Source organism: Pseudonocardia zijingensis (assembly GCF_042657305.1).
GTDB classification, from domain to species: domain Bacteria; phylum Actinomycetota; class Actinomycetes; order Mycobacteriales; family Pseudonocardiaceae; genus Pseudonocardia; species Pseudonocardia zijingensis.
The window spans coordinates 271,835-295,288 of sequence record NZ_JBHSKO010000008.1 but is presented as its reverse complement, the minus strand read 5'-3'; the positions used below and the strand labels follow the sequence as shown (position 1 = coordinate 295,288).

Sequence of the window (23,454 nt, the reverse complement as noted above, 5' to 3'; positions counted from 1 at the left end):
CCGCCGCGGGCCTGGCCGCCGGGCTGCCGGTGGTGCGCCGCGCCGCGGGCGGGCCGCCGGTGGGGCAGCCGGGCCCGGCCGACGTCACGGTGCTCAGCGCCAACGTGCGCCACGGGCGTGCCGACACCGGGGCGCTCGCCGCGCTCGTGGCCGCCGAGCGCCCGGACTTCGTCGTGCTCCCGGAGGCGGGCGCCGACTTCCGCGACAAGCTCATGCCGCTGCTCGCCGGCCTGGGCTACCGCGCCTGGGTTGCCTCCGGTGGTGGCCGCCGCGACGGCGACGACGTCGTCCTGCTGGTCGGTGAGCGGGCGGGCGACGTGCAGGTGCGCTCCGCCCGCGGGATGCGGGTGCCGCGCCTGGAGGCCATCGGCGGCGTGCTCGGTGCGCGCACGCTGCACGCGGTGCACCCCACCGCGCCGATGTCGCGCCCCAGCACCGCATGGTGGGAGGACGAGCTCGCGCTCGTGCGCAGCTGGTGCACGGGCCCGGTGGCGCCGCTGGTGGCGGGCGACTTCAACGCCACGCTCGACCACCCGCAGCTGCGCGCCGCGCTCGGCAGCTGCCGGAGCGCTGCCGACGGCACCGGCCGGGGCCTGGTGGGCACATTCCCAGCCGGCACACCCCGCTGGCTCGGCATCCAGATCGACCACGTGCTCGTGCCCGCCGACGCCGTCACCACCCGGTTCGAGGTGCTCGACGTCGTGGGTAGCGACCACCGGGCCGTGCTCGCCCGGGTGCGGCTACCCGGCTGAGCGCACCGGTCGGCGTTCCGGTTGCGGCGCGGGCCCGCCGCAGCCGCCTGCCAGCGAGCGCACGGCGAGCCTCGAAGGCACCCGGCGCAGCAGGGCGTCGCGCAGCCTGCCCCGCCACCCGGTGAGTCCGAGCAGCCGGTGCACGCGGCGGGTGTCGCGCTGCACCGCGTCGGTGCGCGGCCTGCGCAGGGCGTCGTACTCGCGGAACGCGGCCGGGACGTCGGCTGCGGTGGCACCCTCGAGCACGGCGCCCAGCGCGACGGCGTCCTCGAAGGCCTGGCAGGCGCCCTGCCCGAGGTCGGGCGTCATCGCGTGGCCCGCGTCGCCGAGGAGCACCACGCGGCCGACGGCGAGCGTGGGCAGCGGTGTGACGAGCTGCTGGGTCTCGGTGACGTGCACCGACTCCGCCGGCGTGGCGTCGATGAGCCCGAGCACGGTGGGGTGCCAGTCGGCGCGGCGCTCGCGCAGCCAGCGGTGGCGCTCCGCGGGGTCGGCGGGCGCCGGGCCGCGCCAGGTGGCGTACCAGTAGACGCCGCCGTCGGCGAGCGGCAGGCAGCCGAACCGGTCGCCGGTGCGGTGGTCGACGAACTCGCCGACGATGCGCTCGACCCCGGCGGGTGCGGTGGGCGCGATCGCGCGCGCCGCGTACTCGCCGGTGCCGGCGAGACCGGGGTGCTCGGGCAGGAGCGCGGACCGCAGGCGGCTGTGGGCGCCGTCAGCGACGATCACGGCGTCGGCGTGCACCGGGCCCCCACCCGTGCGCAGCTCGACGTGGTCGCCCGCGTTGTACAGCGAGGTGACCGGTGCGTCGGTGAGGACGGTGGCCGGGGCGAGCGCCTCGACGAGCAGGTTGTGCAGGAACGAGCGGCGCACGACCACCAGCGGTGCGCCCGCCTGCTTCCGCACGGTGTCGAGGTCGGCGGTGAGCAGCGGGTTGCCGTGCCGGTCCCGCATGCCGCCCCCGGCGTGGGGCGGACCGGCCTGGGCGCGCACGGGGCCCCCGAGCCCGAGCGCGTCGAGTGCCAGTACGCCGTTGGGCATGATCCCGATCCCGGTGCCGTCCTCGCGCAGCTGTGGCGCTCGTTCCAGCACGGTGACCAGGTGCCCGGCCCGGTCCGCGGCCACCGCCGCGGCCAGTCCACCGAGCCCCGCCCCGATGATCGCGACGTGCATCGATGTTCCCCCCTCTACATCTGTAGAGTGGAGCTTAGTGCACCGGCCGTCGGAAGGGGAGGGAATTTGGCGGACCGCAGAACCGCGATCCTCGACGGGGCGCTGCGCGTGCTGGCCGACGCGGGCATGCGCGGGCTCACCCACCGGGCCGTCGATGCCGCCGCCGGCCTGCCGCAGGGCAGCACGTCGTACTACTTCCGCAGCAGGTCGACCCTGGTGGCGGGGTGCGTCGAGCGGATGCTGGAGCTCGACCTCGCCATCGAGGCGCCGGCCGCACGCGAGGCGGGCCCCGACGTCGCCTCGCTGGTCGACGTGCTCGTCGGCATCGCCGTCTCGCTGGTCACGGAGCAGCGGTGGCGCACGCTCGCCCGCTACGAGCTCAGCCTCGCCGCGATGCGCGAACCCGAGATCCAGTCCGTGCTGGCGCGGGCGGGCGACGCCGTGCGGGCGTTCGGCGCGGGCAGGATGCGGGAGCTCGGTGCCGCCGATCCGGCCCGCGCCGCCGACGAGCTGCTCGCCATGCTCGACGGCCTGATGTTCACCACGCTCGTCCGCGGCCCGCGGGAACCGGCCGATGTGGCCGCAGCACTCCGTCCGCCGCTGGAGCGGATGGTGCGAGCGCAGCTGGGTGCTCCGCCACCCGGAGCCGTGACGCGGGGCCCCCAGGAGTCGTAATGTCCGCGAGATCGTCCCATCATCGCGGAGGGCCGGCGTGAAAAAGCTGATCAACGATCCTGCAGACGTCGTCACGGATGCCTTGAGCGGCATGGCCGCGGCCCATCCCGACCTGCGGGTCGATCTCGAGAACAAGATCGTGTACCGGGCGGACGCCCCCGTGCAGGGCAAGGTGGGGCTGCTGTCCGGCGGTGGGTCCGGCCACGAGCCGATGCACGGCGGGTTCGTCGGGCCCGGCATGCTCGACGCCGCCTGCGCGGGCGAGGTGTTCACCTCACCGGTGCCCGACCAGATGCTCGAGGCCACCCGCGGCATCGACGGCGGCGCGGGCGTGCTGCACATCGTCAAGAACTACACCGGCGACGTCATGAACTTCGAGATGGCCGCGGAGCTCGCGGCCGCCGAAACCGGGGTCGAGGTCGTCTCGGTGGTCACCAACGACGACGTCGCGGTGCAGGACAGCCTCTACACGGCGGGCAGGCGCGGCGTGGGCGTCACCGTGCTGGTGGAGAAGCTGGCGGGCGCCGCGGCCGACGAGGGCCGCGACCTGGCCGGGGTGGCCGAGGTGGCGCGGCGCGTCAACGACGCGGGCCGCAGCATGGGCATGGCGCTCACCTCGTGCACCGTGCCCGCCGCCGGGCAGCCGACCTTCGACCTGCCCGACGACGAGATGGAGATCGGCATCGGCATCCACGGCGAGCCGGGACGGCGGCGGGTGCCGCTCGCGCCCGCGCGCGACGTGGCCGAGATGCTGGTGGAGCCGATCCTCGCCGACCGGGACTTCACCGGCGACGGCGGCACGCTGCTGTTCGTCAACGGCATGGGCGGCACCCCGATGATCGAGCTGTACATCGTGTACCGGGAGGTGTCGCGGATCCTCGCGAAGGCGGGCGTCTCGGTGGCCCGCTCGCTGGTCGGGCCGTACATCACGAGCCTGGAGATGGCGGGCTGCTCGGTCACACTGCTCCAGCTCGACGACGAGCTGCTGAGGCTGTGGGACGCACCGGTCCGCACGCCGGGCCTGCGGTGGGGTGCGTGATGGCCGACGAGCCCGCCGTCATCGACGGCGCCGCCGTCGAGCGCTGGATCCGGGCCTTCGCCACCGCGATCTCCGAGAACGAGGCCGAGCTCACCCGTCTCGACTCGGCGATCGGCGACGCCGACCACGGTGCCAACATGGCCCGCGGGCTGAAGGCCGTGGTGGCCAAGCTCGACGGGGGTGGCGCCACCGCGCCCGGCGCGCTGCTGAAGCAGACCGGGATGACGCTGGTCAGCACCGTCGGCGGCGCGAGCGGCCCGCTCTACGGCACGTTCTTCCTGCGGATGGCCACGGCCATCGGCGACGCCGACACGCTCGACCAGGCGGCGTTCGCCGCCGCGCTGCGGGCGGGCGTCGAGGGCGTCGTGGCGCGCGGGAAGGCCGAGGCGGGGGACAAGACGATGTACGACGCGCTCGCCCCCGCCGTCGACGCGCTGGACGCCGCGCTCGGTGGCGAGGACACCGCGGGTGCGTTGCAGGCCGCCGCCGACGCGGCCGCGCGCGGCCGGGACGCCACCACGCCGCTGGTGGCGCGCAAGGGCCGGGCCAGCTACCTGGGCGAGCGCAGCGCGGGCCACCAGGACCCGGGGGCGACCTCGGCGGCCCTGCTCCTGCAGGCGGCCGCGGACACGCTGGGATGAGCCGGCCCCTGCCCCCCGTCCCGGCGTCCCGGGGGCCGCGGCGGGAGGCCCGGTGAGCGCCCTCGTCGGGCTCGTCGTCGTCTCGCACAGCCGCGCCCTGGGCGACGCGGCCGTGGCGCTGGCCCGCGAGATGGCGCCGGGGGACCTCGCGATCGAGGTGGCCGCCGGGCTCGACGACACCACGTTCGGCACCGACGCCGTCGCCATCGCCGCCGCGATCGGGGAGGCCGACTCGGGGGCGGGTGTCGTGGTGCTGATGGACCTCGGCAGCGCCGTGCTCTCGGCGGAGCTCGCCCTCGACCTGCTCGACGACCCGGACGCCCGCGACCGCGTGCTGCTGTGCCCGGCTCCGCTGGTGGAAGGGCTGGTGGTCGCGGCCGTCACGGCGGCGGGAGGAGCCGGCCGCGAGGAGGTGGCCGCCGAGGCCGCGGCGGCCCTCGGGGGGAAGCAGGCGCAGCTGGGCGCGCCCGTGCAGGAAGCGGCCGGCCCCGTCCCCGCTGCCGCCGAGCACAACGCCGAGTTCACGGTCGCCAACGCCCACGGGCTGCACGCGCGTCCGGCCGCCAAGCTGGCCGCCCTGGTCCGGGGCGTGGACGGGGCCGAGGTGCGCGTGCGCAACGTGACCACGGGTTCGGACTGGATCCCGGCCGCGAGCCTGGCGGGTCTCACCGCGCTGGGTGCGCTGGAAGGGCACCGCGTCGAGGTCGGCGCGGCGGGACCTGGCGCGGCCGACGCCGTGGACGCGGTGCTCGCGCTCGCGGCCCGCCACTTCGACGAGGAACCGGCCGGTGCCCCGGCGGCGCAGGCGCCGCGCCCTGCCACGGGCGGTCCGCTCGCGGCGTCACCGGGCGTCGCGATCGGCCCCAAGCGCACGGCGGAGGAGCCCGCCCCGGTCGTACCGGACGAGCCCGCGGGCGACCCGGCGGGCGAACGCGCGCGCCTCGACGCGGCCCTCACCGAGGTGGCGGCCGAGATCCGCGCGGGCCGCGACGCGGCGGCGCGGGAGCTGGGGGAGGCGGAGGCGGCGATCTTCGACGCCCACCTGCTGCTGCTCGACGACCCCGCCCTGCTCGACGACGCCCGGGCCGCCCTCGACGGCGGGGCGAGCGCGCCGCGCGCGTGGTCCGACGCGGCGGAGCGCGTCGCGGCCGCGTGGGGGGCGCTGCCCGACCCCTACCTCGCGGCCCGGGCGGCCGACGTGCGCGCCGTCAGCACGCAGGTGCTGCGCGCCCTCGTCGGTGTGCCGCCGCTCGCCCTCACCGGCGACGGCCCGCCCGCCGTGCTCGTGGCCCGTGACCTCACCCCGGCGCAGGCCGCCGCGCTCGACCCGGACCGGGTGGCGGGCGTCGTGCTCGCCGGGGGCAGCCCCACCGCCCACAGCGCGATCCTGCTCCGGGCCCGCGGTGTCCCCGCGGTCGTGGCGGCCGGGCCCGCCGTACTGGACGTGCCGGACGGCACCCCGATCGCCCTCGACGGCGGCGCGGGCGAGGTGGCGGTGGACCCGGCGCCCGACGTGGCGGCGCGCTTCCGCGACCGGGCGGCGGCGCTCGCGGGGCGGGCGGAGGAGGCGCGCCGGCAGGCCGCGGCCCCGGCCGTCACGCGCGACGGCGTCGAGGTGCTGGTGGGGGCCAACGTGGGCTCGCCCGCGGACGCTGCGGCCGCCGCGGCGTCCGGGGCCGACCTGGTGGGCCTGCTGCGCACCGAGTTCCTGTTCCTCGGCCGCACCGAGGCACCGGACGTCGACGAGCAGGAGGCCGCCTACCGGGAGGTCGCGGCCGCGCTCGGCGGCCGCCGGGTCACGATCCGCACGCTCGACGTCGGCGGGGACAAGCCGCTGCCCTACCTGCCTCTCCCGGCCGAGGCCAACCCGTTCCTCGGCTTGCGCGGCATCCGGCTGGCCGAGGAGCACCCCGGGCTGCTGGCCGACCAACTCCTGGCCGCCGTGCGCGTGGCGCACGAGACGCCGGTGAGCCTGATGTTCCCGATGGTCGCCGCCCTGGACGAGCTGGTGGCGGCCCGCCGCGCCCTGGACGCCGCGATCGCGGCGGACGGCCGGGGCACGCCGGCCGACCTGCAGGTCGGGATCATGGTGGAGGTGCCCGCGACCGCGCTGAAGGCGGCCGCGTTCGTACCCCACGTCGACTTCTTCAGCATCGGCACCAACGACCTCACCCAGTACGCGCTGGCCGCGGAGCGGGGCAACCCGTCCGTCGCGGCACTGGCCGACCCGCTCGACCCCGGCGTGCTGCGCCTCGTCGACGCGGTGTGCCGGGCGGCGGGGGAGCGGGCCCTCGTCGCGGTCTGCGGCGAGGCCGCCGCAGACCCGCTGGCCGCACAGCTGCTCGTCGGGCTCGGGGTGCGGGAGCTCAGCACGGCCCCGCCCGCGGTTCCGGGCACCAAGCAGGTGGTGCGCGAGCTGGATCTCGCGGACGCCGCCGGTCGCGCCGCCGCGGCACTGGCCGCCGACGGCCCCGCCGCCGTCCGTCGCGTCCCCTGACGGAGACGGTCAGCGCCGGACCTGCACCGCGTCACCGGGTTGCAGGGCCCGGAAGAACTCGGCCGCAGCGCCGGCCGAGAGCCGCACGCAGCCGTGGGAACGGGAGTTCCGGTCGCCTTCGTGGAAGGCCACGCCGCCACGGGTGAAGAACACCGCGTTCGGCATGGGCGCGTTGTCGTACGCGCGGCTGCGGTGGTGCTCGTCCTTGTAGGTCACCGCGAACCGCCCCGTCGGGGTGCGGTGGCCCTGGCCGCCCGCGGTCACCCGGACCGGTCCGTAGGTCACGGCACCACCGTCCATCAGCCAGGCCGTGCCCTCGGACAGGTCGACGCACGCCCGGGCGGTGGCGTCACAGGGTGCCGGTTCCGCCGCGGCAGGTGCCGCGGTGAACAGCAGGCCCGCGACGATGGCGGTGGTCATGGTCGCGCCGGCGAGAGGCCGTGCGAGCCGCATGGGAACGCCCTCCTCGTGCAAGTCGGAAGTGGGGGCCTTCCCACCGCCGGGGGGATCCCATGCGCGGTGTGGCGTTCCGCTCAGATCAGCTGCCCGGGTGCTCCGCCGTGACGCCGTAGCGGCCGCGGTAGAAGAGCAGGGGCAGTCGGTCGGGTGTGGCGCCGAGGTCGAGCACACGGCCCACGACGATGGTGTGGTCGCCGCCGTCGTACTCGTTCCACAGCGTGCAGTCGATCCAGGCGCTCACGCCGTCCAGCACCGGAGCGCCCGACGGGCTCGGCCGCCAGCCGACGCCGTGGAACTTGTCGACCCCGGTGCCGCCCGAGCGCGCGAACCCGGCCGAGAGCTCCTGGTGGTCGGCCGCCAGCACGTTCACGCAGAACGTGCCCGTCTCGCGGATCCGCGGCCAGGTGGACGACGTGCGGGCGGGCGCGAAGCTCACCAGCGGCGGCTCGAGCGACAGCGACGCGAACGACTGGCACGTGAAGCCGAGCGGGCCGGCCGGGCCGGCCGCGGTGACCACGACGATGCCGGACACGAAGTGGCCGAGCACCTCGCGCAGGACGGTGGGGGAGACGGGCCCGGCCGGAACACCCATGACCCGAGACTAGAGGACCGTGCGGCGCCGATCAGTGACCGCGGTCACGCCCGGGCGTCGGTGACGGCCGTGCTCGATCGGGTGAAGTCCGGGATACGCCGGTGTGCCCCGGGCAGGGTGCCCCACCAGAGCAGGTACACAGTGCGCTGGCCGGCGCCACCCGGCTCACGGGGAGCCCATTCGGGTGGCGCCGGCCTGGTGGCTCAGCTCGTGTCAGCCGACGGTCGGCCGGCGCTCGTCAGCTGGCGTAGGCGCGCAGCCGGTCGGCGCGCTCACCGATCCGCAGCTTGGCCATGACCTCGCGCTCGATCTGCCGGACCCGCTCGCGGGAGAGGCCGAAACGGCGCCCGATCTGGTCGAGCGTGCGGGGCTGGCCGTCGTCGAGGCCGTAGCGCATCCGGATGACCTGCTGCTCGCGGTCCTCGAGCGTGGCGAGCACGCGACGCAGGTCGTCGTGCAGCAGGTGCGAGATCACCGTGGTCTCGGCGTCGGTGGCCTCGCCGTCCTCGATGAAGTCGCCGAGCGGCGCCTCCTCCTCGGACCCGACCGGCATGTCGAGGCTCACCGGGTCGCGGGCGTGGTCGAGGAGGTCGGCGATCTTCTCCTCGGCGATGCCCGACTCGGCGGCGAGCTCCTCGTGGGTGGCGTCACGGCCGAGCTTCTGGTGCAGGTCGCGCTTGATACGCGCCAGCTTGTTGACCTGCTCCACGAGGTGGACGGGCAGGCGGATGGTGCGGGCCTGGTCGGCCATGCCGCGCGTGATGGCCTGGCGGATCCACCACGTGGCGTAGGTCGAGAACTTGAAGCCCTTGGTGTAGTCGAACTTCTCGACCGCACGGATGAGGCCCAGGTTGCCCTCCTGGATCAGGTCCAGCAGCGGCATCCCGCGGCCCGTGTACCGCTTGGCCAGCGACACGACGAGGCGCAGGTTGGCCTCGAGCAGGTGGTTGCGGGCCCGCCGGCCGTCGCGGACGATCGCCCGCAGGTCGGCGGCGTACTGCGCGTCCAGCTCACCGGGCGCGGCTTCGTCGAGCACGTGCTGGGCGAAGACACCGGCCTCGATGCGCTTGGCCAGCTCGACCTCCTGCGCCGCCGTGAGCAGCGCGGTCTTGCCGATCCCGTTCAGGTAGACGCGGACCAGGTCGGCCGCCGGGCTCTGGGCGTCGAGGTCCTCGGCCGAGATCTCCGGAGCGATCTCGTCGGAACGATCGACAGAACTGGTACCGAACGGCTCGGAGTCGGTACGCTGACCCGGGATGGCGGGCCGAGCAGTCTTCGGCCCGTTGATCGTGGGCGCTGTCATGTGGTCCTCCCCTTGCGCGACCCGGGCGGGGCGTTGGCTTCAGCTGCCGCCGGGGCTCTCATGGGGTTGAACGCACCCTGCGCTCATATCGTTCCCGCCTCCCAGGTGTGCGCTCGTGCACTCTCAGCGCGCCCTCAGCGGGGCGGGGCCTATACCTCGACCAGCACCGTGAACGGTCCATCGTTCACGGATTCCACGGCCATCATGGCGCCAAACACGCCCGTGGCCACCTGTGCTCCGCGTTCCCGCAGCGCCGCCACCACCGCCTCCACCAGGGGTTCGGCCTGCTCGGGCGGGGCGGCGGCCGACCACGACGGGCGCCTTCCCTTGCGGGTGTCCCCGTAGAGCGTGAATTGGCTCACCACCAGCAGTGGCGCGCCCGCGTCGGCGCACGACACCTCGCCCGGCAGGATGCGCAGCTCGTGCAGCTTGCGGGCCATCACGGGGGCGGCGGCCGCGGTGTCGTCGCGGTGCACGCCCAGCAGCACCAGCAGGCCGGGCCCGTCGATCTCGCCCACCACCTCGCCGTCCACCCGTACGGCGGCGCGGCTCACCCGCGCGGTGACGGCCCTCACGCCGGCACCAGCACGCCGTGGCGGACGAACTCGCGGACCGCCGGGAGCGCCGCGGTCACGATCTCGCCCGCCGGCCGGTCGTGCGCAACGGCCAGCAGCTCCACGAGCTCGCCGAGCGCGAGCGCACCCTGGCAGCCGGCCAGCAGCGCGGCGGCGGGCCCGTCGACCTCGTGGCGCCAGCGCGGCCCGTCCAGCCGGGCGACGGCGGCACCGGCCTCGGTCCACCCCTCGGCGCCCGGTTCCGAGTAGGTCTCCAGCACCACCGACGGCGCCACGGTCAGCGGTGCGGCGAGCAGCGCGTCGTCCGTGGCGTGGGCCCGCAGCCAGTCGACGCGGTCGAGCCAGCCCGCCGTCTCGGGGCCCAGCGGGTCGGCGACGTCGCCGAGGAGGTCCTCGAACACCACGGCCGGCTCCCCGTCCGTGCGCCGCAGCACCACGAACCCGAACCCGACGGCCTCCACCCGCTCGCGTTCCATCCAGTCCAGCCAGGCGCCCGCCTGGGCGCGGGCCTCGGGGGAGGCGAGGTCGAGGCCGGCGTCGCGCTGCCAGGTGCCCACGTGCAGCGCCGGGTCCGAGACCTCCCGCTGCAGCACCCACGCGTCGACGCCCGGCGGCAGCCAGGACCGGACGCGGTCGGGCCAGTCCTCGCCGCGCACGTGCAGCCACGAGCCGAGCAGCTGCGCCACCCCACCGGGCTCCAGGTGCCCGGGCAGGGCGCGCAGCAGCGCCGCCAGCGCCACGTCACCGTCCTGGCCGGAGTCGCGGTAGACGTAGTCGACGCGCGCGGGCCCCGGCACGAACGGCGGGTTGGACACGATCTGGCCGAACCGCCGCCCCGTCACGGGCTCGAGCCACGGCCCTTCGAGGAGCTCGACGTCCAGGTCGTTGAGGGTGAACGTCGCCCGCGCCATCGCCAGCGCCCGCGGGGCCACGTCGGTGGCCGTGACCGCGGCCGCGTGCCGTCCCGCGTGCAGTGCCTGCACGCCGCAGCCGGTGCCGAGGTCGAGCAGCGAATCCACCGGGCGCCGCACGGTGGCGGCCGCGAGCGTGAGCGACGCGGCACCCACGCCGGTGACGTGATCGCGGTCCTGCCGACGGGCGTCGAGGTCCGACAACACCCACCAGTCGCCGTCGTCGTCGCCGTACGGGCGCAGGTCCAGCGCCGCCCGCCACCCCTGACCCGACGGCGCGAGCAGCCCGGCGGCCGCCGCGTCGGCGGGTGCGAGGGGCGCGAGCGCGGCGGCGACGGCCGCGTCCGGTTCCGTGGAGCCGAGCAGCAGCAACCGGACGAGCACGCCGAGCTCGCCACCGTCGCGGCTCGCCCGGAACGCCGGCTCGACCTCGCCGCGCCCGAGCGCCGCATGGGCGGAGGGGCCGAGCAGCTCGCGCACGCCGTCGGTGGTGAAGCGGGCGCGCAGGAGTGCGGTGCGCAGCGCCTCCGCGGCGCCGGGGGAGAGGTGGGGTAGCACGGGGCGATCCTCCCCGGGCAGTTCAGGAAAGCCACATTCAGGGCCTGTGCGGCCTGCAATGTGGCTTTCCTGAACTCCCGGGCCGGGCCACGGCGCTACCCTCCCGTCGTGGCCATCTGTCTCGCCCAGGACGCCGACGCCGACGCGCTGCTCGACCGCGACCCGCTGGCCCTGCTGATCGGCATGCTGCTCGACCAGCAGTTCCCCATGGAACGGGCGTTCGCCGGCCCCGGCCTGATCGCACAGCGCCTCGGCGTCACCGAACTCGACGCGCGGGAACTCGCCGCGCACGACCCCGAGGCGCTCGTCCAGGTCTTCCGCGGGCCGCCCGCGGTGCACCGCTACCCGGGATCGATGGCCCGGCGCGTGCAGGCGCTCGCCGCGGCCGTCGTCGAGCAGTACGACGGTGACGCCTCGCGGATCTGGTCCGACGTGGCCGACGGGCAGGAGCTGTTCCGCAGGCTGGCCGCCCTGCCCGGCTACGGCACACAGAAGGCGCAGATCTTCACCGCGCTGCTGGGCAAGCAGCGCGGCGTCACCCCGCCCGGGTGGCGGGAGGCGGCCGGCGGGTACGGCGAGGAGGGCGTGCACCGTTCGGTGGCCGACGTCGTCGACGCGGCCACGCTCGCCCAGGTGCGCGAGTACAAGCAGGCGAAGAAGGCCGAGATGAAGAGCGGCGCGAAGGCGGGGGGCTGAGTGCACCGGGTTCCCGCGGCGCTCCGGGACGCGCGCGTCATCGACCCGGACCAGGTGTGCGACGCCGCGGCCGTGCTGGCCGACGCGGAGAAGGTGCAGCGCTCGGCGGCCGTGCTCGACGCGCTGGGTGACGTCAACCGGCTCAGCATCCTGCTCGCGCTGCACCACGCGGGCGACCTGTGCGTCTCCGACCTCGCGTTCGCCGTCGGGATGAGCGACAGCGCCGTGTCGCACGCGCTGCGGCTGCTGCGCGCCCACGGGATGGTCAGCGCCCACCGCCAAGGCAGGCTCGTGCGCTACCGCGTCACCGGCGACCTCACCACGCGGCTGCTGGACGTGGTGTCCGAGGGCGTCGTCGGCGAAGTCGTGCTGCACGCCCACGGTGACGGTCACACCTAGCGCGCCGGGTCCCACCGCCCGGAGGAGGCGTGTTGCTCGCCCCCCCGTGATCGCGCCGAGTCGTACACCAGCGCGGTCGCTCGTGCTGTGGGGTACTGGTCGCGTCGTCTCGGTCGTGCTGATCGCTTCGAGTCGTACACCTGCGCTGTCGCTCGGGCTGTGAGGTGCTGGTCGCGTCGTCTCGGTCGTGCTGGCCACGCCGAGCCGCACATCAGCGCGGTCACCGGGCTGTGAGGTGCTGGTCGCGTCGTCTCGGTCGTGCTGGCCACGCCGAGTCGCACATCAGCGCGGTCACCGGGCTGTGAGGTGCTGGTCGCGTCGCCCCAGTCGTGCTGATCGCGCCGAGTCGCACATCAGCGCGGTCACCGGGCTGTGGGGTACTGGTCGCGTCGCCCCAGTCGTGCTGATCGCGCCGAGCCGCACATCAGCGCGCCCGCTCGGGCCGTGGGGTACTGCTCGCGTCGCCCCAGTCGTGCTGATCGCGCCGAGTCGCACACCTGCGCGGTCGCTCGGGCCGTGGGGTACTGCTCGCGCCACTGTGATCCCGTACACCCGGGCTGCCGGAGCAGCGCCAACGTGCGATTCGTGCCCACTCGGCCCCCTGGACCGCCGGGCATCTCCCCGGGTAGTACGTCGGCGCCGTCGAGCCGTCCCCTGCGGTGCCGCCTACGCCAACCCACGCTGATCAGTCTGGGCCGCACATCAGCGCTGTCGCCCGGGCTGTGGGGTACTGGTCGCGTCGCCCCAGTCGTGCTGATCGCGCCGAGTCGCACATCAGCGCGCCCGCTCGGGCCGTGGGGTACTGCTCGCGCCACCGTGATCCCGCCGAGCCGTACACCCGGGCTGCCGGGGCAACGCCGACGTGCGTCTCGTGCCCACGCGGCCCCTGGACCGCCGGGTATCTCCCCGGGCAGTACGTCAGCGTCGTCGAGCCGCCCCACACTGATCACCCCGAGTTGCACGCCACCTGGGTCGGGCCAACCCGGAGGTACTGCTCGCGCCACCCCAGCCGCCGCGATCGCTCCGAGCCGCACACCCCGGCTCTCGCAGCGACGCCCACGTGCGACTCGCGCGCGCCGCAGCGACCTGAGCCGCAGCGACCTGAGCCGCCGAGCAGCACGCCGGCGCCGTCGAGCCGACCCCGACGTGCTGCTCGCGCCCTGGGGCGGGCGCGTGATCGGCAGTATCCGGTTGTTCATGGTTGCCGCCGGCCGCCTCCCGGCGCGGGCCGATCGGTCTTGAACGATTGAATGGTTGTTCATACTTGCTGGTGTCGGTCGCCGCGGCTTAGATTCCGCCGGTGCACATCGCCGAGGGGTACCTGCCGCCGTTGCACGCCGTCGCCTGGACGGCGGTGGCCGCCCCGTTCGTGGTGCACGGGGCTCGCGCCGTGGTCCGGCAGGTCCGGGAGGCGCCCGAGACCCGGCTGCTGCTCGGCGCGGCCGGCGCCTTCACCTTCGTGCTGTCGGCGCTGAAGCTCCCGTCCGTCACCGGGTCCAGCTCGCACCCGACGGGCACCGGCCTCGGCGCGATCCTGTTCCGACCACCCGTGATGGCGCTGCTCGGCACGATCGTGCTGGCGTTCCAGGCGTTGCTGCTCGCCCACGGCGGGATCACCACGCTGGGCGCCAACGCCTTCTCGATGGCGGTGGTGGGGCCGTGGGTCGCCTTCGGGGTGTTCACGCTGGTCCGCCGGCTCGGCGGCGGGCTCTCCGTCGCGGTGTTCCTCGCCGCGGCGCTGGCCGACCTCGCGACCTACTGCACCACCGCGGCCCAGCTCGCGCTCGCCCACCCGGACCCCACGTCCGGCGTGGCGGGGGCGCTCGCCGAGTTCATCGCGATCTTCGCCCTCACCCAGATCCCGCTCGCCGTGACCGAGGGCCTGCTCACGGTGCTGGTCGTGCGCCTGCTCACCCGTGTCACCCCGGCCGAGCTCGCCCGGCTCGGCGTCCGCCCGGCCCGCCAGGAGGCGTGAATGTCCCGGTTCAGCCTGGTCAACTGGATGCTGGTGGTGGCGGTCGTGCTGGTCGCGGCCGTCCCGATCGTGATCGGCAGCGACACCGGGTTCGCGGGCGCTGACGGCGTGGCCGTCGAGCGGATCGACGAGAGCGACTACCGGCCCTGGTTCGCGCCGCTCTTCGAGCCGGCGGCCGAGACGGCGTCGGGCCTGTTCGCGCTGCAGGCGGCGATCGGCGGGGGCGTGCTCGGCTACGTGTTCGGGGTGGCGCGCACCCGCCGCCGGCACGCCGACCCGCCCGCCTGATGCCGGCACTCGACGAGGTGGCCTGCACCGGGCCGTGGCGCCACCGGCACCCGGGGGAGAAGGCCGTGCTCGCGTTCGGCCTGCTCGGCTGCGCCGTGGCGCTGCCGCCGTGGCCGGGTGCAGCGGTCGTCGGGGTGGTGGCGGCCGCGCTGCTGCTCGGGCCGGCCGGGCTCGGGCCCCGGCGCCTGCTGCGGGCCGCGCGCGGCCCGATGGTCTTCGTCGTGGTCGGTGCGCTGCCGCTGCTGTTCTCGCTGGGTGGGCCCGCGCTCGTCCGGCTCGATCCCGCCGGGGTGGGCGCCGCGCTCGCGCTGGCCGGGCGCGCCACGGCGGCCCTGCTGTGCCTGCTGCTGTTCGCGGCCACCACACCGCTCGCCGACACCCTGCCCCGGCTGCACCGCCTCGGGGTGCCGCCTGCCGTGGTCGACGTCGCGGGGCTGGTCTACCGGATGCTGTTCCTGCTGCTCGACCGCATCGCCGCGGTGCGGGCGGCGCAGGCGGGCCGGCTCGGGTTCCGCTCGTCGCACACCGCGATCCGGTCGGTGGCGGGCCAGGCGGGCGCGGTGTTCGTCAGCGCCTTCGACCGGGCCCGGCGCATGGAGCAGGGGCTCGCCCTGCGCGCCGAGCCGGGCGCGTTGCGGGTGCAGCTGCCGGCGCAGCGCCTCTCACGCCGGTTCCTGGCGGGCACCGCGGTGCTGCTCGCCGCGGTCGTCACCGTGTCGGTGCTGGCGTGACGGCCCCGGTGCTCGAGGCCCGCGGCCTGCATTTCGCGTACGAGCGCGGCCGCGCCGTCCTCACCGGGGCCGACCTCGCGCTGCCCGCGGGCCGCCGCACCGCCGTGCTCGGCCCGAACGGCGGCGGCAAGACCACGCTCTTCCGGCTGCTCGCCGGAGCGCTCGCCCCGGACGCCGGTGAGGTGCTGCTCGACGGCGAACCGGTGCGCCGCACCCGCGCGGGCCGCACGGCGTTGCGCTCGCAGGTGCAGCTCGTGCTCCAGGACCCCGACGACCAGCTCTTCGCCGCCACCGTGGCCCAGGACGTGTCGTTCGGGCCGGTCAACCTGGGCCTGGACGAGCCCACCGTGCGCACCCGGGTGGACGCCGCCCTCGCCGCGCTCGACCTCACCGCCGTGGCGGACCGGCCCCCCCACCTGCTCTCGTTCGGCCAGAAGAAGCGGGTGGCGATCGCGGGTGCCGTCGCGATGGCGCCGCGGCTGCTGGTGCTCGACGAGCCGACGGCGGGCCTCGACCCCGCCGGCGTCGAGGCGTTGCTGGTCACCCTCGCCGAGCTCGAGGCGGGCGGCACCACACCAGTGCTGTCCACCCATGACGTCGACCTCGCGCACCGGTGGGCCGACGACGTTGCGGTGGTCGTCGGTGGGCGGGTGCGCACGGGCTCCGCCGACGCCGTGCTGAGCGACCCGGACCTGCTGAGCGCGGCGCGGCTCGGCCCGGCGTGGGCACCTGCGGTGCACCGGCTGCTGCGCGCCGCGGGGTCGGACGCGAGGCCCCGCAGCGCCGCCGAGCTGCACGCCCTGCTCGCCGGCAGCACCACGAGTGCGAGCGCGGTGAATCGGGCACCCGGGTAGGGCAGACGTCGCAGCACGCGAGTGGCACGATGGGTACCGGGCGCGACAGGCGCCAGAGGGAGTACATGCAGCCGTGGCAGCAGATCCGCAGCGCGCGACCGACCCGGTTCTCATCACCGACGCAGCCCTCTCCTACGAGGAGGAGCTCGCCGTCCGGAAGCGCCGCTACAAGGTCATGATGGGGATGCGGATCCCCTTCATGATCCTCGCCGCCGCCTGCTACCAGATCCCCTGGCTGGCCGTCACCCTGCTCGTGCTCTCGATCCCGCTCCCGTGGATCGCGGTGCTCGTCGCCAACGACCGGCTGCCGAAGAAGGCCGAGAAGAGCAACCGCTACCAGCCCGAGCGGCGCCAGCTCGAGCAGCGCGAACACCCCGTCATCGACGGCTAGGGCCGCGCGCCCAGCCGGCCCACCGCCGCCGCACCCGCCGCGCAGCCCGCCTCCAGAGCTGCCTGCGGCCCCGCCCCGCTGAGCCACGCCACGAGCACGCCGGCGTCGAAGGCGTCACCCGCGCCCGTGGCGTCCACCACTGCGGTGTCCGGCGGCCGGGCCGTCCACGTGCCGGTCCGGTCGGTCCAGTGCGCTGCGCCCGGGCCGTCCGTCGCCGCGACGGCCCCCACCAGGTCGCCCAGCGCGGCGACGCCGCCCAGCGCGGCGAGCTCGGCGGCGTTGGGCAGCAGCAGGTCGACGCCCCGGACGTCGTCGGCGAACCCCGGGCCCAGCGCGGGGGCGACCTGCGGGTCCACCGAGGTGCTCAGGCCGCCGTCGCGGGCCCGGGCGAGCGCCGCCAGCCCCGCCGCCCGCGAGCTCGGGTCGAGCAGGACGTACCCCGACAGGTGCAGGTGGTCGGCCCCGTCCAGGGACGGCAGGTCGGCGGGCGCCAACCGGGCGGCGGCGCCGCGGTCGGAGAGCATGGTGCGGTCGCCGTCGGCGAGCAGCACCACCACCGTGCACGTCGGGAGCTCCGGGTCCACCGCGAGAGCGGGTCGCACCCCGGCGGCGCGCAGGTCCGCTTCCGCCGCGCGGCCCGCCACGTCGTCGCCGACGCGCGCCACTAGCGTGACGTCCGCACCGAGGTGGGCGAGCCACGCCGCCGTGTTCGCCCCGGCTCCACCCGCGCGCGTGCGGATCCGGGCGGGCACGTCCGCCCCGGTGATCATCGCCGAGCCCGGCTCGACGAGCACGTCGACGGCGACGTCGCCCACCGCGACGACCCGGGGTGGCCTCACGCGGCGAGCGCGGCGGCCACCTGCGCGGCCAGCTCGGCGTTGGCCAGCACGAGCGCCAGGTTGGTCCGCAGGCTCGCGCCGTCGCTGCCGGAGTGGAAGTGCTCGAGCAGCACCGGCGTGACCTCCTTCCCGGTGACCCCGCGCGACGCCACCAGCGCCAGGCCCTCGTCGAGCAGCCGGTCGTGCAGCACGGCGTCGAGCTCGGCGTCCTGGGGCACCGGTTGCGCGAGCACCGCCCCGGAGGCCGCCCCGAGCGCCCGGTGCGCCCGCCACACGGCCGCGGCCTCGGCGGGCGTGTCCACGCGCCATGGCACCGGGTGGCCGGAGTCACGCCGGTAGAAGCCGGGAAAGGCGTCGGTGCGGTAGCCCAGCACCGGCACCGACTCGGTCTCCAGCACCTCGAGGGTGGCCGGCACGTCGAGGATCGACTTCACCCCGGAGCACACGACGAGCACCGGGGTGGCGGCGAGCGCGGCGAGGTCGGCCGAGACGTCCCAGCTCTCCCGCGCGCCGCGGTGCACCCCGCCCAGCCCGCCCGTCGCGAACACGTTCACCCCGGCGGCGTGCGCGAGCGCGGCGGTGGCAGCCACCGTGGTGGCGCCGTCGACGCCCAGGCCGACCGCGACGCCCAGGTCGCGCGCCGACAGCTTGGCGATCCCGCCCGCGCACACGCGGTCCAGCTCGGCCGCGGTGAGCCCCACGCGGGCCACCCCGTCGAGGACGGCCACCGTGGCGGGCACGGCGCCGTGGGCGCGGACGGCGTTCTCGAGGTCCTCGGCCGCGGCGCGGTTCTGCGGAGCGGGCAGGCCGTGGGCGAGCAGGGTGCTCTCGAGGGCGACCACCGGGCGGCCGGCGGCCACGGCGTCGGCGACCTCGGGTGAGGTCCGCAACGGATCACGTGGGGAGACGGGAACGGACACGTGGGGCATCATGGACGACATGGCCACGCAGGTTCTGCCCGACGTCGAGACACGGCCCGAGGGCACCGACACCACCGGCGACGACACGCCGAAGATGTTCCACTACGTGAAGAAGGCCAAGATCGCGGAGAGCGCGGTGCTCGGCAACATGGTGGTGGCGCTGTGCGGCGAGACGTTCCCGGTCACCCGCTCCCCGAAGCCCGGTTCGCCGGTCTGCCCGGAGTGCAAGAAGATCTTCGACACCTTCGGCAAGGACGACGGCAATGACGGCGGCGGAGACTGAGCGGCCGATTCGTTGACTGATCGCTCCACCGGGGTACCTGGAAGCATGCCGTCCCCGCGCCGGATCCCGCTGCGCAGCGCGGTGCGCGCCTGGGTGTACGACCGCGTGATCGCCGGCATGACCGCCGACTGGTACCGGAACGTGCTCGCGCGGCTCCCCGACGGCGCGCGGCTCCTCGACGTCGGCATCGGCACCGGTGAGGCGCTGGCGCGGTGCGCCGACGTCGTGCGCGCCAAGCAGCTCGCCGTCACCGGCCTCGACATCGACCGCGACTACCTGGCCCGCTGCCGGTCCGCGCTGGAACGCGCCGGCCTGTCCGACCGCGTCTCCCCGGTGCTCGGATCGGTCTACGACCACCGCGGCGGCCCGTACGACGCCGTGTACTTCAGCGCCAGCCTGATGCTGCTGCCCGACCCCGCCGCCGCCATCGCGCACGTCGCGTCGCTGCTCTCCCCGCAGGGCCGCCTGTACAGCACCCAGACGTTCCACCACCGGCGGTCGCCGCTGCTGGAGTGGGCCAAGCCCCTCGCCCAGCACGTCACCACGATCCACTTCGGGCGGGTCACCTACGAGCACGAGTTCCGCAAGGCCTTCGCCGACGCCGGCGTCGAGATCGAGGAGCTCACCACGATGCACAGCACGCGCCGCTCGTCCTACCGGCTCGCGGTCGCGCGCGTGCCGGACGCCGCCTAACGCTCCAGCACGTACGCGCCCGGCGCGGGGGCCAGGGCGTGCATGCCGCGCCCGCCCAGCCCCGGTGGGGCGTCCTGCAGCGGCCCGCTGCGGGCCGTGAGCCACGCGAGGTGGTCGCTCCACCACGAGCCGGGCTGGTCGGGTGCCTCCGCGAGCCAGCGCGCGGGCTCGCCGGGCATCGCGCACGCCGCCCGGAAGGCCGCCCCGATGCCGCCCGGCGGGCTCACCAACGAGGCGGCCTGCCCGCCCGTCGCGAGCACGAACCGGCAGGTGCCGCCGAACAGGCCGGCGGCGGCGTACGCGTCCTGCCAGGCCGTGACGGGGTCACCCGCGCCCGTCACCAGGTAGCAGTCGCGGTCGACCTTGGCCAGGTCGAGCGGGGTGCCGAGCAGTCTCGCCGCCCCCGGCACGGCCAGCGGAGCGTGCAGCGCCACGTCGACGAGGTCGCGGTGCAGGCCCGCGGGCGCCCGGGTGGTGTCGGTGAGCCAGAACAGCACCTCCGAGGACGGCGGCTGCTCCCCGCACAAGTACGAGCGCACGGCCTGCGGCCACAGCAGGGAGTCCGGGGCGCGCCACGCCAGCTCGGCGAGCAGCGGGCGGCCGTCGAGATGACCGGCGCGTTCCGACTCGGCCACCGCCGCCTCCGCCGCGGCCGGGTCCGGGGGGACCGTGCGGGCGTCGAGCACGGTGCCGGCGAGCGTGACCGCCGCGACCCGGTGCTGGGCGCCCGTGGCGGCGAGGTGGGCGAGCAGCATCGCCGTGATCGTGCCGCCCGCGCCGAAGGCCATCAGCGACGAGCACGGAGCGCGGGAGATGTGCTCGGTGGCGTCCAGCGCCTCGAGCACGGCCCGGCCGTACGTGTCGAGGTCCCAGTGGGCGTGGGCGCCGTCCGGGTTGCGCCACGAGAGGGCGAACACCTGCACGTTCGCCCGCACGAGGTGCTCGACGACGCTGCGGCCCGGCGCGAGATCGGCCAGGTAGTAGCGGTTCAGCACCGGCGGCACGACGAGCAGCGGGACCTCGTGCACCCGCTCGGTCTGCGGCAGGTACTGGATGAGCTCGAAGACGGGCGTGCGCAGCACCACCGCACCCGGAGTGGCACCGACGTTGCCGCCCACCTCGAACGCCCCGAGAGCCGCCGGGGCCGGCACGCGCGGTGGCCCGGCCATGTCGTCGACGAGGTGGCGCACGCCGCGCACCGCGCTCGAGCCACCGGACTCGACCACCGCCCGCCACACCGCCGGGTTCAACGGCGACGTGCTCGGGGAGAGCGCGCCCGACAGCGCCGCCAGCGCCGTGCGCAGCCGTGCCTCGTCCTCCGGGGCGAGCTCGGCGTCGGACACCAGGGCGTCGGCCGCTTCGCTCGCCGCGAGGTGCGCCTGGGCGAGGCGGCGCAGCAGCGGGTGCTGCGTCCACGCCGGGTCCGCGTACCGCTCGTCGTCCGGCGCGCGCAGCACCCGCGACCGCCCGAGGCCGATCCGCGCCAGCTCGGCGGCCAGCCCCGCACCGCGGCGCGCGAGAGCACCGGGACGGGCCGCCAGCGAGGCCGCCATCCGCACCGCCGAGACCCCCGGCAGCAGCGCCAGCGGCCCGCGGGACCCGTCCGCGATCAGCGCGTCCAGCCCGGTGGCGGCGGCCTCGGCGGCCGCCGTCGCGGGCGGGTACGGCTCGGTCATCGCGGGCTCCTCGATGCCTGCAGGGGTGGCCGGAGCATCGGGCCGTGCCGAGCGCCGGGAGCACATCACCGGCACCCCGGTCCGGGGGAACTCCGGCGTCCGTCCCCAGGATGCACCATCGGCGGGTCCCGCTCCTCCCGCGGGCGGCGCCGGTTAACCTGATCGACGCCCCGCAGCCGCCCCGCGCCCTCAACGGTGACGCCGCGGGTCCCGCCCCGGGCCGTTCCCCGAGCAGTCGAGACGTCAGGGAGATGTGTGTCCGCGCCGATTCCCCAGGCCCAGCAGATCGCTCCCTCCGCACGACCGTTGCGCGCCTGGCAACGAAGCGCGCTCGCCCGGTACCTCGCCGCCGGGCCCCGCGACTTCCTCGCCGTCGCCACGCCCGGCGCAGGCAAGACCGCGTTCGCGCTCCGCGTGGCCACCGAGCTGCTCAACGACCGGGTGATCGACGCGATCACCGTGGTGGCGCCCACCGAGCACCTCAAGCACCAGTGGGCGGGCGCGGCCGCGGGCGTCGGCATCGCGATCGACCCGGAGTTCCGCAACTCCACCGGCGCCACCTCGTCGGACTACCGGGGCATCGCCGTCACCTACGCCGGCGTGGCCTCCCACCCGCTGCTGCACCGCGCCCGCACCGACAACCGGCGCACCCTCGTGATCCTCGACGAGGTGCACCACGCGGGCGACGCCCGCTCGTGGGGCGACGGCGTGAAGGAGGCCTTCGAGGGCGCCACCCGGCGGCTCACCCTCACCGGCACCCCGTTCCGCAGCGACGACAACCCGATCCCGTTCGTCGACTACGTCCCCGACGCCGACGGCAGCCTGCGCAGTCGCGCCGACCACTCCTACGGCTACGCCGAGGCCCTCGCCGACGGCGTGGTGCGCCCGGTCGTGTTCCTCGCCTACTCGGGCACGTCCAGCTGGCGCACCAGCGCCGGTGAGGAGATGAGCGCCCGGCTCGGCGAGCCGATGACCGCCGAGCAGACCGCCCGGGCGTGGCGCACCGCCCTCGACCCGGCAGGCGAGTGGATCCCGGCCGTGCTGTCCGCGGCCGACCGGCGGCTCACCGCCCACCGCAACGGCGGGATGCCCGACGCGGGCGGCCTCGTGATCGCCTCCGACCAGACCACTGCCCGCGCCTACGCCGACATCCTCATGCGGGTCACCGGCACCGCGCCCGTCGTCGTGCTGTCCGACGAGGCGGGCTCCTCCGAGCGGATCGCGCGGTTCTCCGAGTCCGACGACCGCTGGATGGTCGCGGTCCGGATGGTGTCCGAGGGCGTCGACGTGCCGCGCCTCGCCGTCGGCGTGTACGCCACCAGCGCGTCCACCCCGCTGTTCTTCGCCCAGGCCATCGGCCGGTTCGTGCGGTCGAGGCGCCCGGGGGAGACCGCGTCGGTGTTCCTGCCCAGCGTGCCGGTCCTCCTGGGCCTCGCGAGCGAGCTGGAGGCCCAGCGCGACCACGTGCTCGGCAAGCCGCACCGGGCCGACGAGCAGTGGGACGACGAGCTGCTCGCCCGCGCCCAGCGCCGGGAGGACGAGCCGGGGGAGGACGAGAAGTCGTTCACCGCGCTCGGCGCGGAGGCCGAGCTGGACCAGCTGATCTACGAGGGCACCTCGTTCTCCGCCGACGAGGAGGACTACCTGGGCCTGCCCGGCCTCCTCGAGCCCGACCAGGTGCGCACCCTGCTCAACCAGCGGCAGAAGGAGTGGATGACCCGGGCGCAGAAGAAGGCGCCCGCGGTGGCGCCGCCGCCCGCCGAACGCCCCCAGCTCACCGTGCGGGAGCAGCTGAACAAGCTCCGCAAGGAGCTCAACACCCTGGTGGCGCTGTACCACCACCGCACCAACAAACCGCACGGCGTGATCCACAGCGAGCTGCGCAAGGCCTGCGGCGGCCCGCCCACCGCGATGGCCAACATCGAACAGCTCGAGGAGCGGATCGCCACGCTGCGTTCCTGGCACTGACCCTGCGCCCGCGGGGTGTGACAAAGGCAACTCCCCGCGCGGGCCGCGATACTCGCCCGCCGAAACGCGAGACTCGCTCGGCAGAACGCGGGACTCGCCGCAGGGGTGGCCCCCTGGGTGCGCGAGTCTCGCGTCTCGGGGCCTGAGTTGCGCGTTCCGGGGGCCGAGTGGCGCGATTCGTTCGCGCCACATACGACGACGGGGCGAGGACCGTCTGGTCCCCGCCCCGTCGTGGGTCTCAGCGGCCGGCCGGAGCCGGCCTGGTCAACTGCCTGACTGCACGTCGATGTCCAGTTCGCGGAGCTTGTCGGCGTGGGCCCGCGCGTGGTGACCGCAGAACAGCAGTTCGCCGCCCTTCGGCAACACGGCCCGGACCTTCGCGGCCGCTCCGCACCGGTCACAGCGGTCAGCGGCGGTCAACTCGGGCCGGGTCAGGGTTCCTGGCTGCATAGCGGTCTCCCTCCGTCTCGACCCCGGGTCTCGGACCCGGGATCGCTTGCTGTGACGACCGCTTGCGCGGTGCGCCCACTCTCCCAGACGTTCAGCACCCCCGCACGTGTTCCCGT

25 protein-coding genes are annotated in these 23,454 nt (G+C 75.5%); 15 read left to right on the top strand and 10 right to left on the bottom strand.

The annotated features are described in order from the left end of the window. Window positions 1-752 (top strand): endonuclease/exonuclease/phosphatase family protein (locus ACFPL3_RS19055; RefSeq protein ID WP_379589429.1); only part of this gene is annotated, 752 nt, incomplete at its 5' end. Here the strand turns inward: ACFPL3_RS19055 and ACFPL3_RS19050 are convergent. Then, window positions 741-1,925, bottom strand: coding sequence for an FAD-dependent monooxygenase (locus tag ACFPL3_RS19050; protein ID WP_343940451.1), 1,185 nt, complete (start codon window positions 1,923-1,925; stop codon window positions 741-743). The genes ACFPL3_RS19055 and ACFPL3_RS19050 overlap by 12 nt on opposite strands. Window positions 1,926-1,991: 66 nt before the next feature. On the opposite strand from ACFPL3_RS19050, the gene ACFPL3_RS19045 reads away from it, so the two are divergent. The 4 genes from ACFPL3_RS19045 to ptsP are packed head-to-tail and all read left to right on the top strand — an operon-like array spanning window position 1,992 to window position 6,777. Next, the gene (locus ACFPL3_RS19045) at window positions 1,992-2,600 is read left to right on the top strand and encodes a TetR/AcrR family transcriptional regulator (RefSeq protein WP_343940453.1); all 609 of its coding nucleotides are present in this window, start codon (window positions 1,992-1,994) and stop codon (window positions 2,598-2,600) included. A 37-nt stretch (window positions 2,601-2,637) separates the two neighbouring features. Then, a complete protein-coding gene (gene dhaK, locus ACFPL3_RS19040; protein ID WP_343940455.1) occupies window positions 2,638-3,639 on the top strand; it encodes a dihydroxyacetone kinase subunit DhaK in 1,002 nt (333 codons plus the stop codon). Continuing rightward, window positions 3,639-4,280, top strand: a complete 642-nt coding sequence (gene dhaL / locus ACFPL3_RS19035) for a dihydroxyacetone kinase subunit DhaL (protein WP_343940457.1) — start codon at window positions 3,639-3,641, stop codon at window positions 4,278-4,280. Before dhaK ends, dhaL begins: the two co-directional genes overlap by 1 nt. 52 nt (window positions 4,281-4,332) lie before the next feature. Further along, complete coding sequence (ptsP, locus tag ACFPL3_RS19030) at window positions 4,333-6,777, top strand: phosphoenolpyruvate--protein phosphotransferase (RefSeq protein WP_379589427.1); 2,445 nt, start codon at window positions 4,333-4,335, stop codon at window positions 6,775-6,777. Between the two features lie 9 nt (window positions 6,778-6,786). On the opposite strand, the gene ACFPL3_RS19025 is transcribed toward ptsP, so the two are convergent. From ACFPL3_RS19025 to ACFPL3_RS19005, 5 genes are all read right to left on the bottom strand, one after another. Continuing rightward, entirely contained in the window at window positions 6,787-7,230 is a 444-nt protein-coding gene (locus ACFPL3_RS19025) for a L,D-transpeptidase (RefSeq protein ID WP_343940767.1), read from the bottom strand. A gap of 85 nt (window positions 7,231-7,315) precedes the next feature. Then, a complete protein-coding gene (locus tag ACFPL3_RS19020) occupies window positions 7,316-7,828 on the bottom strand; it encodes a flavin reductase family protein (RefSeq protein ID WP_343940766.1) in 513 nt (170 codons plus the stop codon). Window positions 7,829-8,066: 238 nt separating this feature from the next. Continuing rightward, the gene (locus ACFPL3_RS19015) at window positions 8,067-9,131 is read right to left on the bottom strand and encodes a sigma-70 family RNA polymerase sigma factor (RefSeq protein WP_343940765.1); all 1,065 of its coding nucleotides are present in this window, start codon (window positions 9,129-9,131) and stop codon (window positions 8,067-8,069) included. 149 nt (window positions 9,132-9,280) lie between these two features. Next, window positions 9,281-9,706: a D-aminoacyl-tRNA deacylase gene (dtd, locus tag ACFPL3_RS19010; RefSeq protein ID WP_343940764.1), complete on the bottom strand. Its 426-nt coding sequence runs from the start codon at window positions 9,704-9,706 to the stop codon at window positions 9,281-9,283. Further along, window positions 9,703-11,175: a DUF7782 domain-containing protein gene (locus ACFPL3_RS19005; protein ID WP_379589425.1), complete on the bottom strand. Its 1,473-nt coding sequence runs from the start codon at window positions 11,173-11,175 to the stop codon at window positions 9,703-9,705. Before ACFPL3_RS19005 ends, dtd begins: the two co-directional genes overlap by 4 nt. Window positions 11,176-11,283: 108 nt before the next feature. Between ACFPL3_RS19005 and ACFPL3_RS19000 the strand changes: the two genes are divergently transcribed. The 7 genes from ACFPL3_RS19000 to ACFPL3_RS18970 all read left to right on the top strand — a co-directional run bounded on the left by ACFPL3_RS19000 (window position 11,284) and on the right by ACFPL3_RS18970 (window position 16,509). Then, entirely contained in the window at window positions 11,284-11,871 is a 588-nt protein-coding gene (locus tag ACFPL3_RS19000; RefSeq protein WP_343940763.1) for an HhH-GPD-type base excision DNA repair protein, read from the top strand. After that, a complete protein-coding gene (locus ACFPL3_RS18995) occupies window positions 11,872-12,270 on the top strand; it encodes an ArsR/SmtB family transcription factor (RefSeq protein ID WP_343940762.1) in 399 nt (132 codons plus the stop codon). It abuts the gene before it with no gap. A 1,300-nt stretch (window positions 12,271-13,570) separates the two neighbouring features. Next, a complete protein-coding gene (locus tag ACFPL3_RS18990; protein ID WP_343940761.1) occupies window positions 13,571-14,245 on the top strand; it encodes an energy-coupling factor ABC transporter permease in 675 nt (224 codons plus the stop codon). Then, window positions 14,246-14,533, top strand: coding sequence for an energy-coupling factor ABC transporter substrate-binding protein (locus tag ACFPL3_RS18985; protein WP_343940760.1), 288 nt, complete (start codon window positions 14,246-14,248; stop codon window positions 14,531-14,533). After that, on the top strand, window positions 14,533-15,264 hold the full coding sequence (gene cbiQ / locus ACFPL3_RS18980) for a cobalt ECF transporter T component CbiQ (protein WP_343940759.1): 732 nt from the start codon (window positions 14,533-14,535) through the stop codon (window positions 15,262-15,264). Before ACFPL3_RS18985 ends, cbiQ begins: the two co-directional genes overlap by 1 nt. Then, entirely contained in the window at window positions 15,261-16,118 is an 858-nt protein-coding gene (locus ACFPL3_RS18975) for an energy-coupling factor ABC transporter ATP-binding protein (RefSeq protein WP_343940758.1), read from the top strand. The genes cbiQ and ACFPL3_RS18975 overlap by 4 nt, the downstream gene beginning before the upstream one ends. Before the next feature lie 73 nt (window positions 16,119-16,191). Continuing rightward, a complete protein-coding gene (locus tag ACFPL3_RS18970; RefSeq protein WP_343940757.1) occupies window positions 16,192-16,509 on the top strand; it encodes a DUF3099 domain-containing protein in 318 nt (105 codons plus the stop codon). Here ACFPL3_RS18970 and ACFPL3_RS18965 read toward each other — a convergent pair. Beyond that, a complete protein-coding gene (locus ACFPL3_RS18965) occupies window positions 16,506-17,348 on the bottom strand; it encodes a carbohydrate kinase family protein (protein WP_343940756.1) in 843 nt (280 codons plus the stop codon). The two genes, ACFPL3_RS18970 and ACFPL3_RS18965, sit on opposite strands and share 4 nt — an antisense overlap. After that, window positions 17,345-18,277 carry a pseudouridine-5'-phosphate glycosidase gene (locus ACFPL3_RS18960; protein WP_343940772.1) on the bottom strand — a complete coding sequence of 311 codons (933 nt, stop codon included), beginning with the start codon at window positions 18,275-18,277 and terminating at the stop codon, window positions 17,345-17,347. The genes ACFPL3_RS18965 and ACFPL3_RS18960 overlap by 4 nt, the downstream gene beginning before the upstream one ends. Window positions 18,278-18,287: 10 nt before the next feature. Here ACFPL3_RS18960 and ACFPL3_RS18955 point away from each other — a divergent pair, with 10 nt between their 5' ends. Both ACFPL3_RS18955 and ACFPL3_RS18950 read left to right on the top strand, forming a co-directional pair. Beyond that, the gene (locus ACFPL3_RS18955; protein WP_343940755.1) at window positions 18,288-18,551 is read left to right on the top strand and encodes a DUF3039 domain-containing protein; all 264 of its coding nucleotides are present in this window, start codon (window positions 18,288-18,290) and stop codon (window positions 18,549-18,551) included. A gap of 45 nt (window positions 18,552-18,596) precedes the next feature. Further along, the gene (locus ACFPL3_RS18950; RefSeq protein ID WP_343940754.1) at window positions 18,597-19,244 is read left to right on the top strand and encodes a class I SAM-dependent methyltransferase; all 648 of its coding nucleotides are present in this window, start codon (window positions 18,597-18,599) and stop codon (window positions 19,242-19,244) included. Here ACFPL3_RS18950 and ACFPL3_RS18945 read toward each other — a convergent pair. Beyond that, entirely contained in the window at window positions 19,241-20,920 is a 1,680-nt protein-coding gene (locus ACFPL3_RS18945) for a PHA/PHB synthase family protein (protein ID WP_379589424.1), read from the bottom strand. The two genes, ACFPL3_RS18950 and ACFPL3_RS18945, sit on opposite strands and share 4 nt — an antisense overlap. Window positions 20,921-21,175: 255 nt before the next feature. On the opposite strand from ACFPL3_RS18945, the gene ACFPL3_RS18940 reads away from it, so the two are divergent. Then, entirely contained in the window at window positions 21,176-22,888 is a 1,713-nt protein-coding gene (locus tag ACFPL3_RS18940; RefSeq protein WP_343940752.1) for a DEAD/DEAH box helicase, read from the top strand. Window positions 22,889-23,152: 264 nt separating this feature from the next. Here the strand turns inward: ACFPL3_RS18940 and ACFPL3_RS18935 are convergent, their stop codons facing one another. After that, window positions 23,153-23,338: a DUF7455 domain-containing protein gene (locus tag ACFPL3_RS18935; RefSeq protein ID WP_343940751.1), complete on the bottom strand. Its 186-nt coding sequence runs from the start codon at window positions 23,336-23,338 to the stop codon at window positions 23,153-23,155. Between the last annotated feature and the right edge of the window lie 116 nt (window positions 23,339-23,454).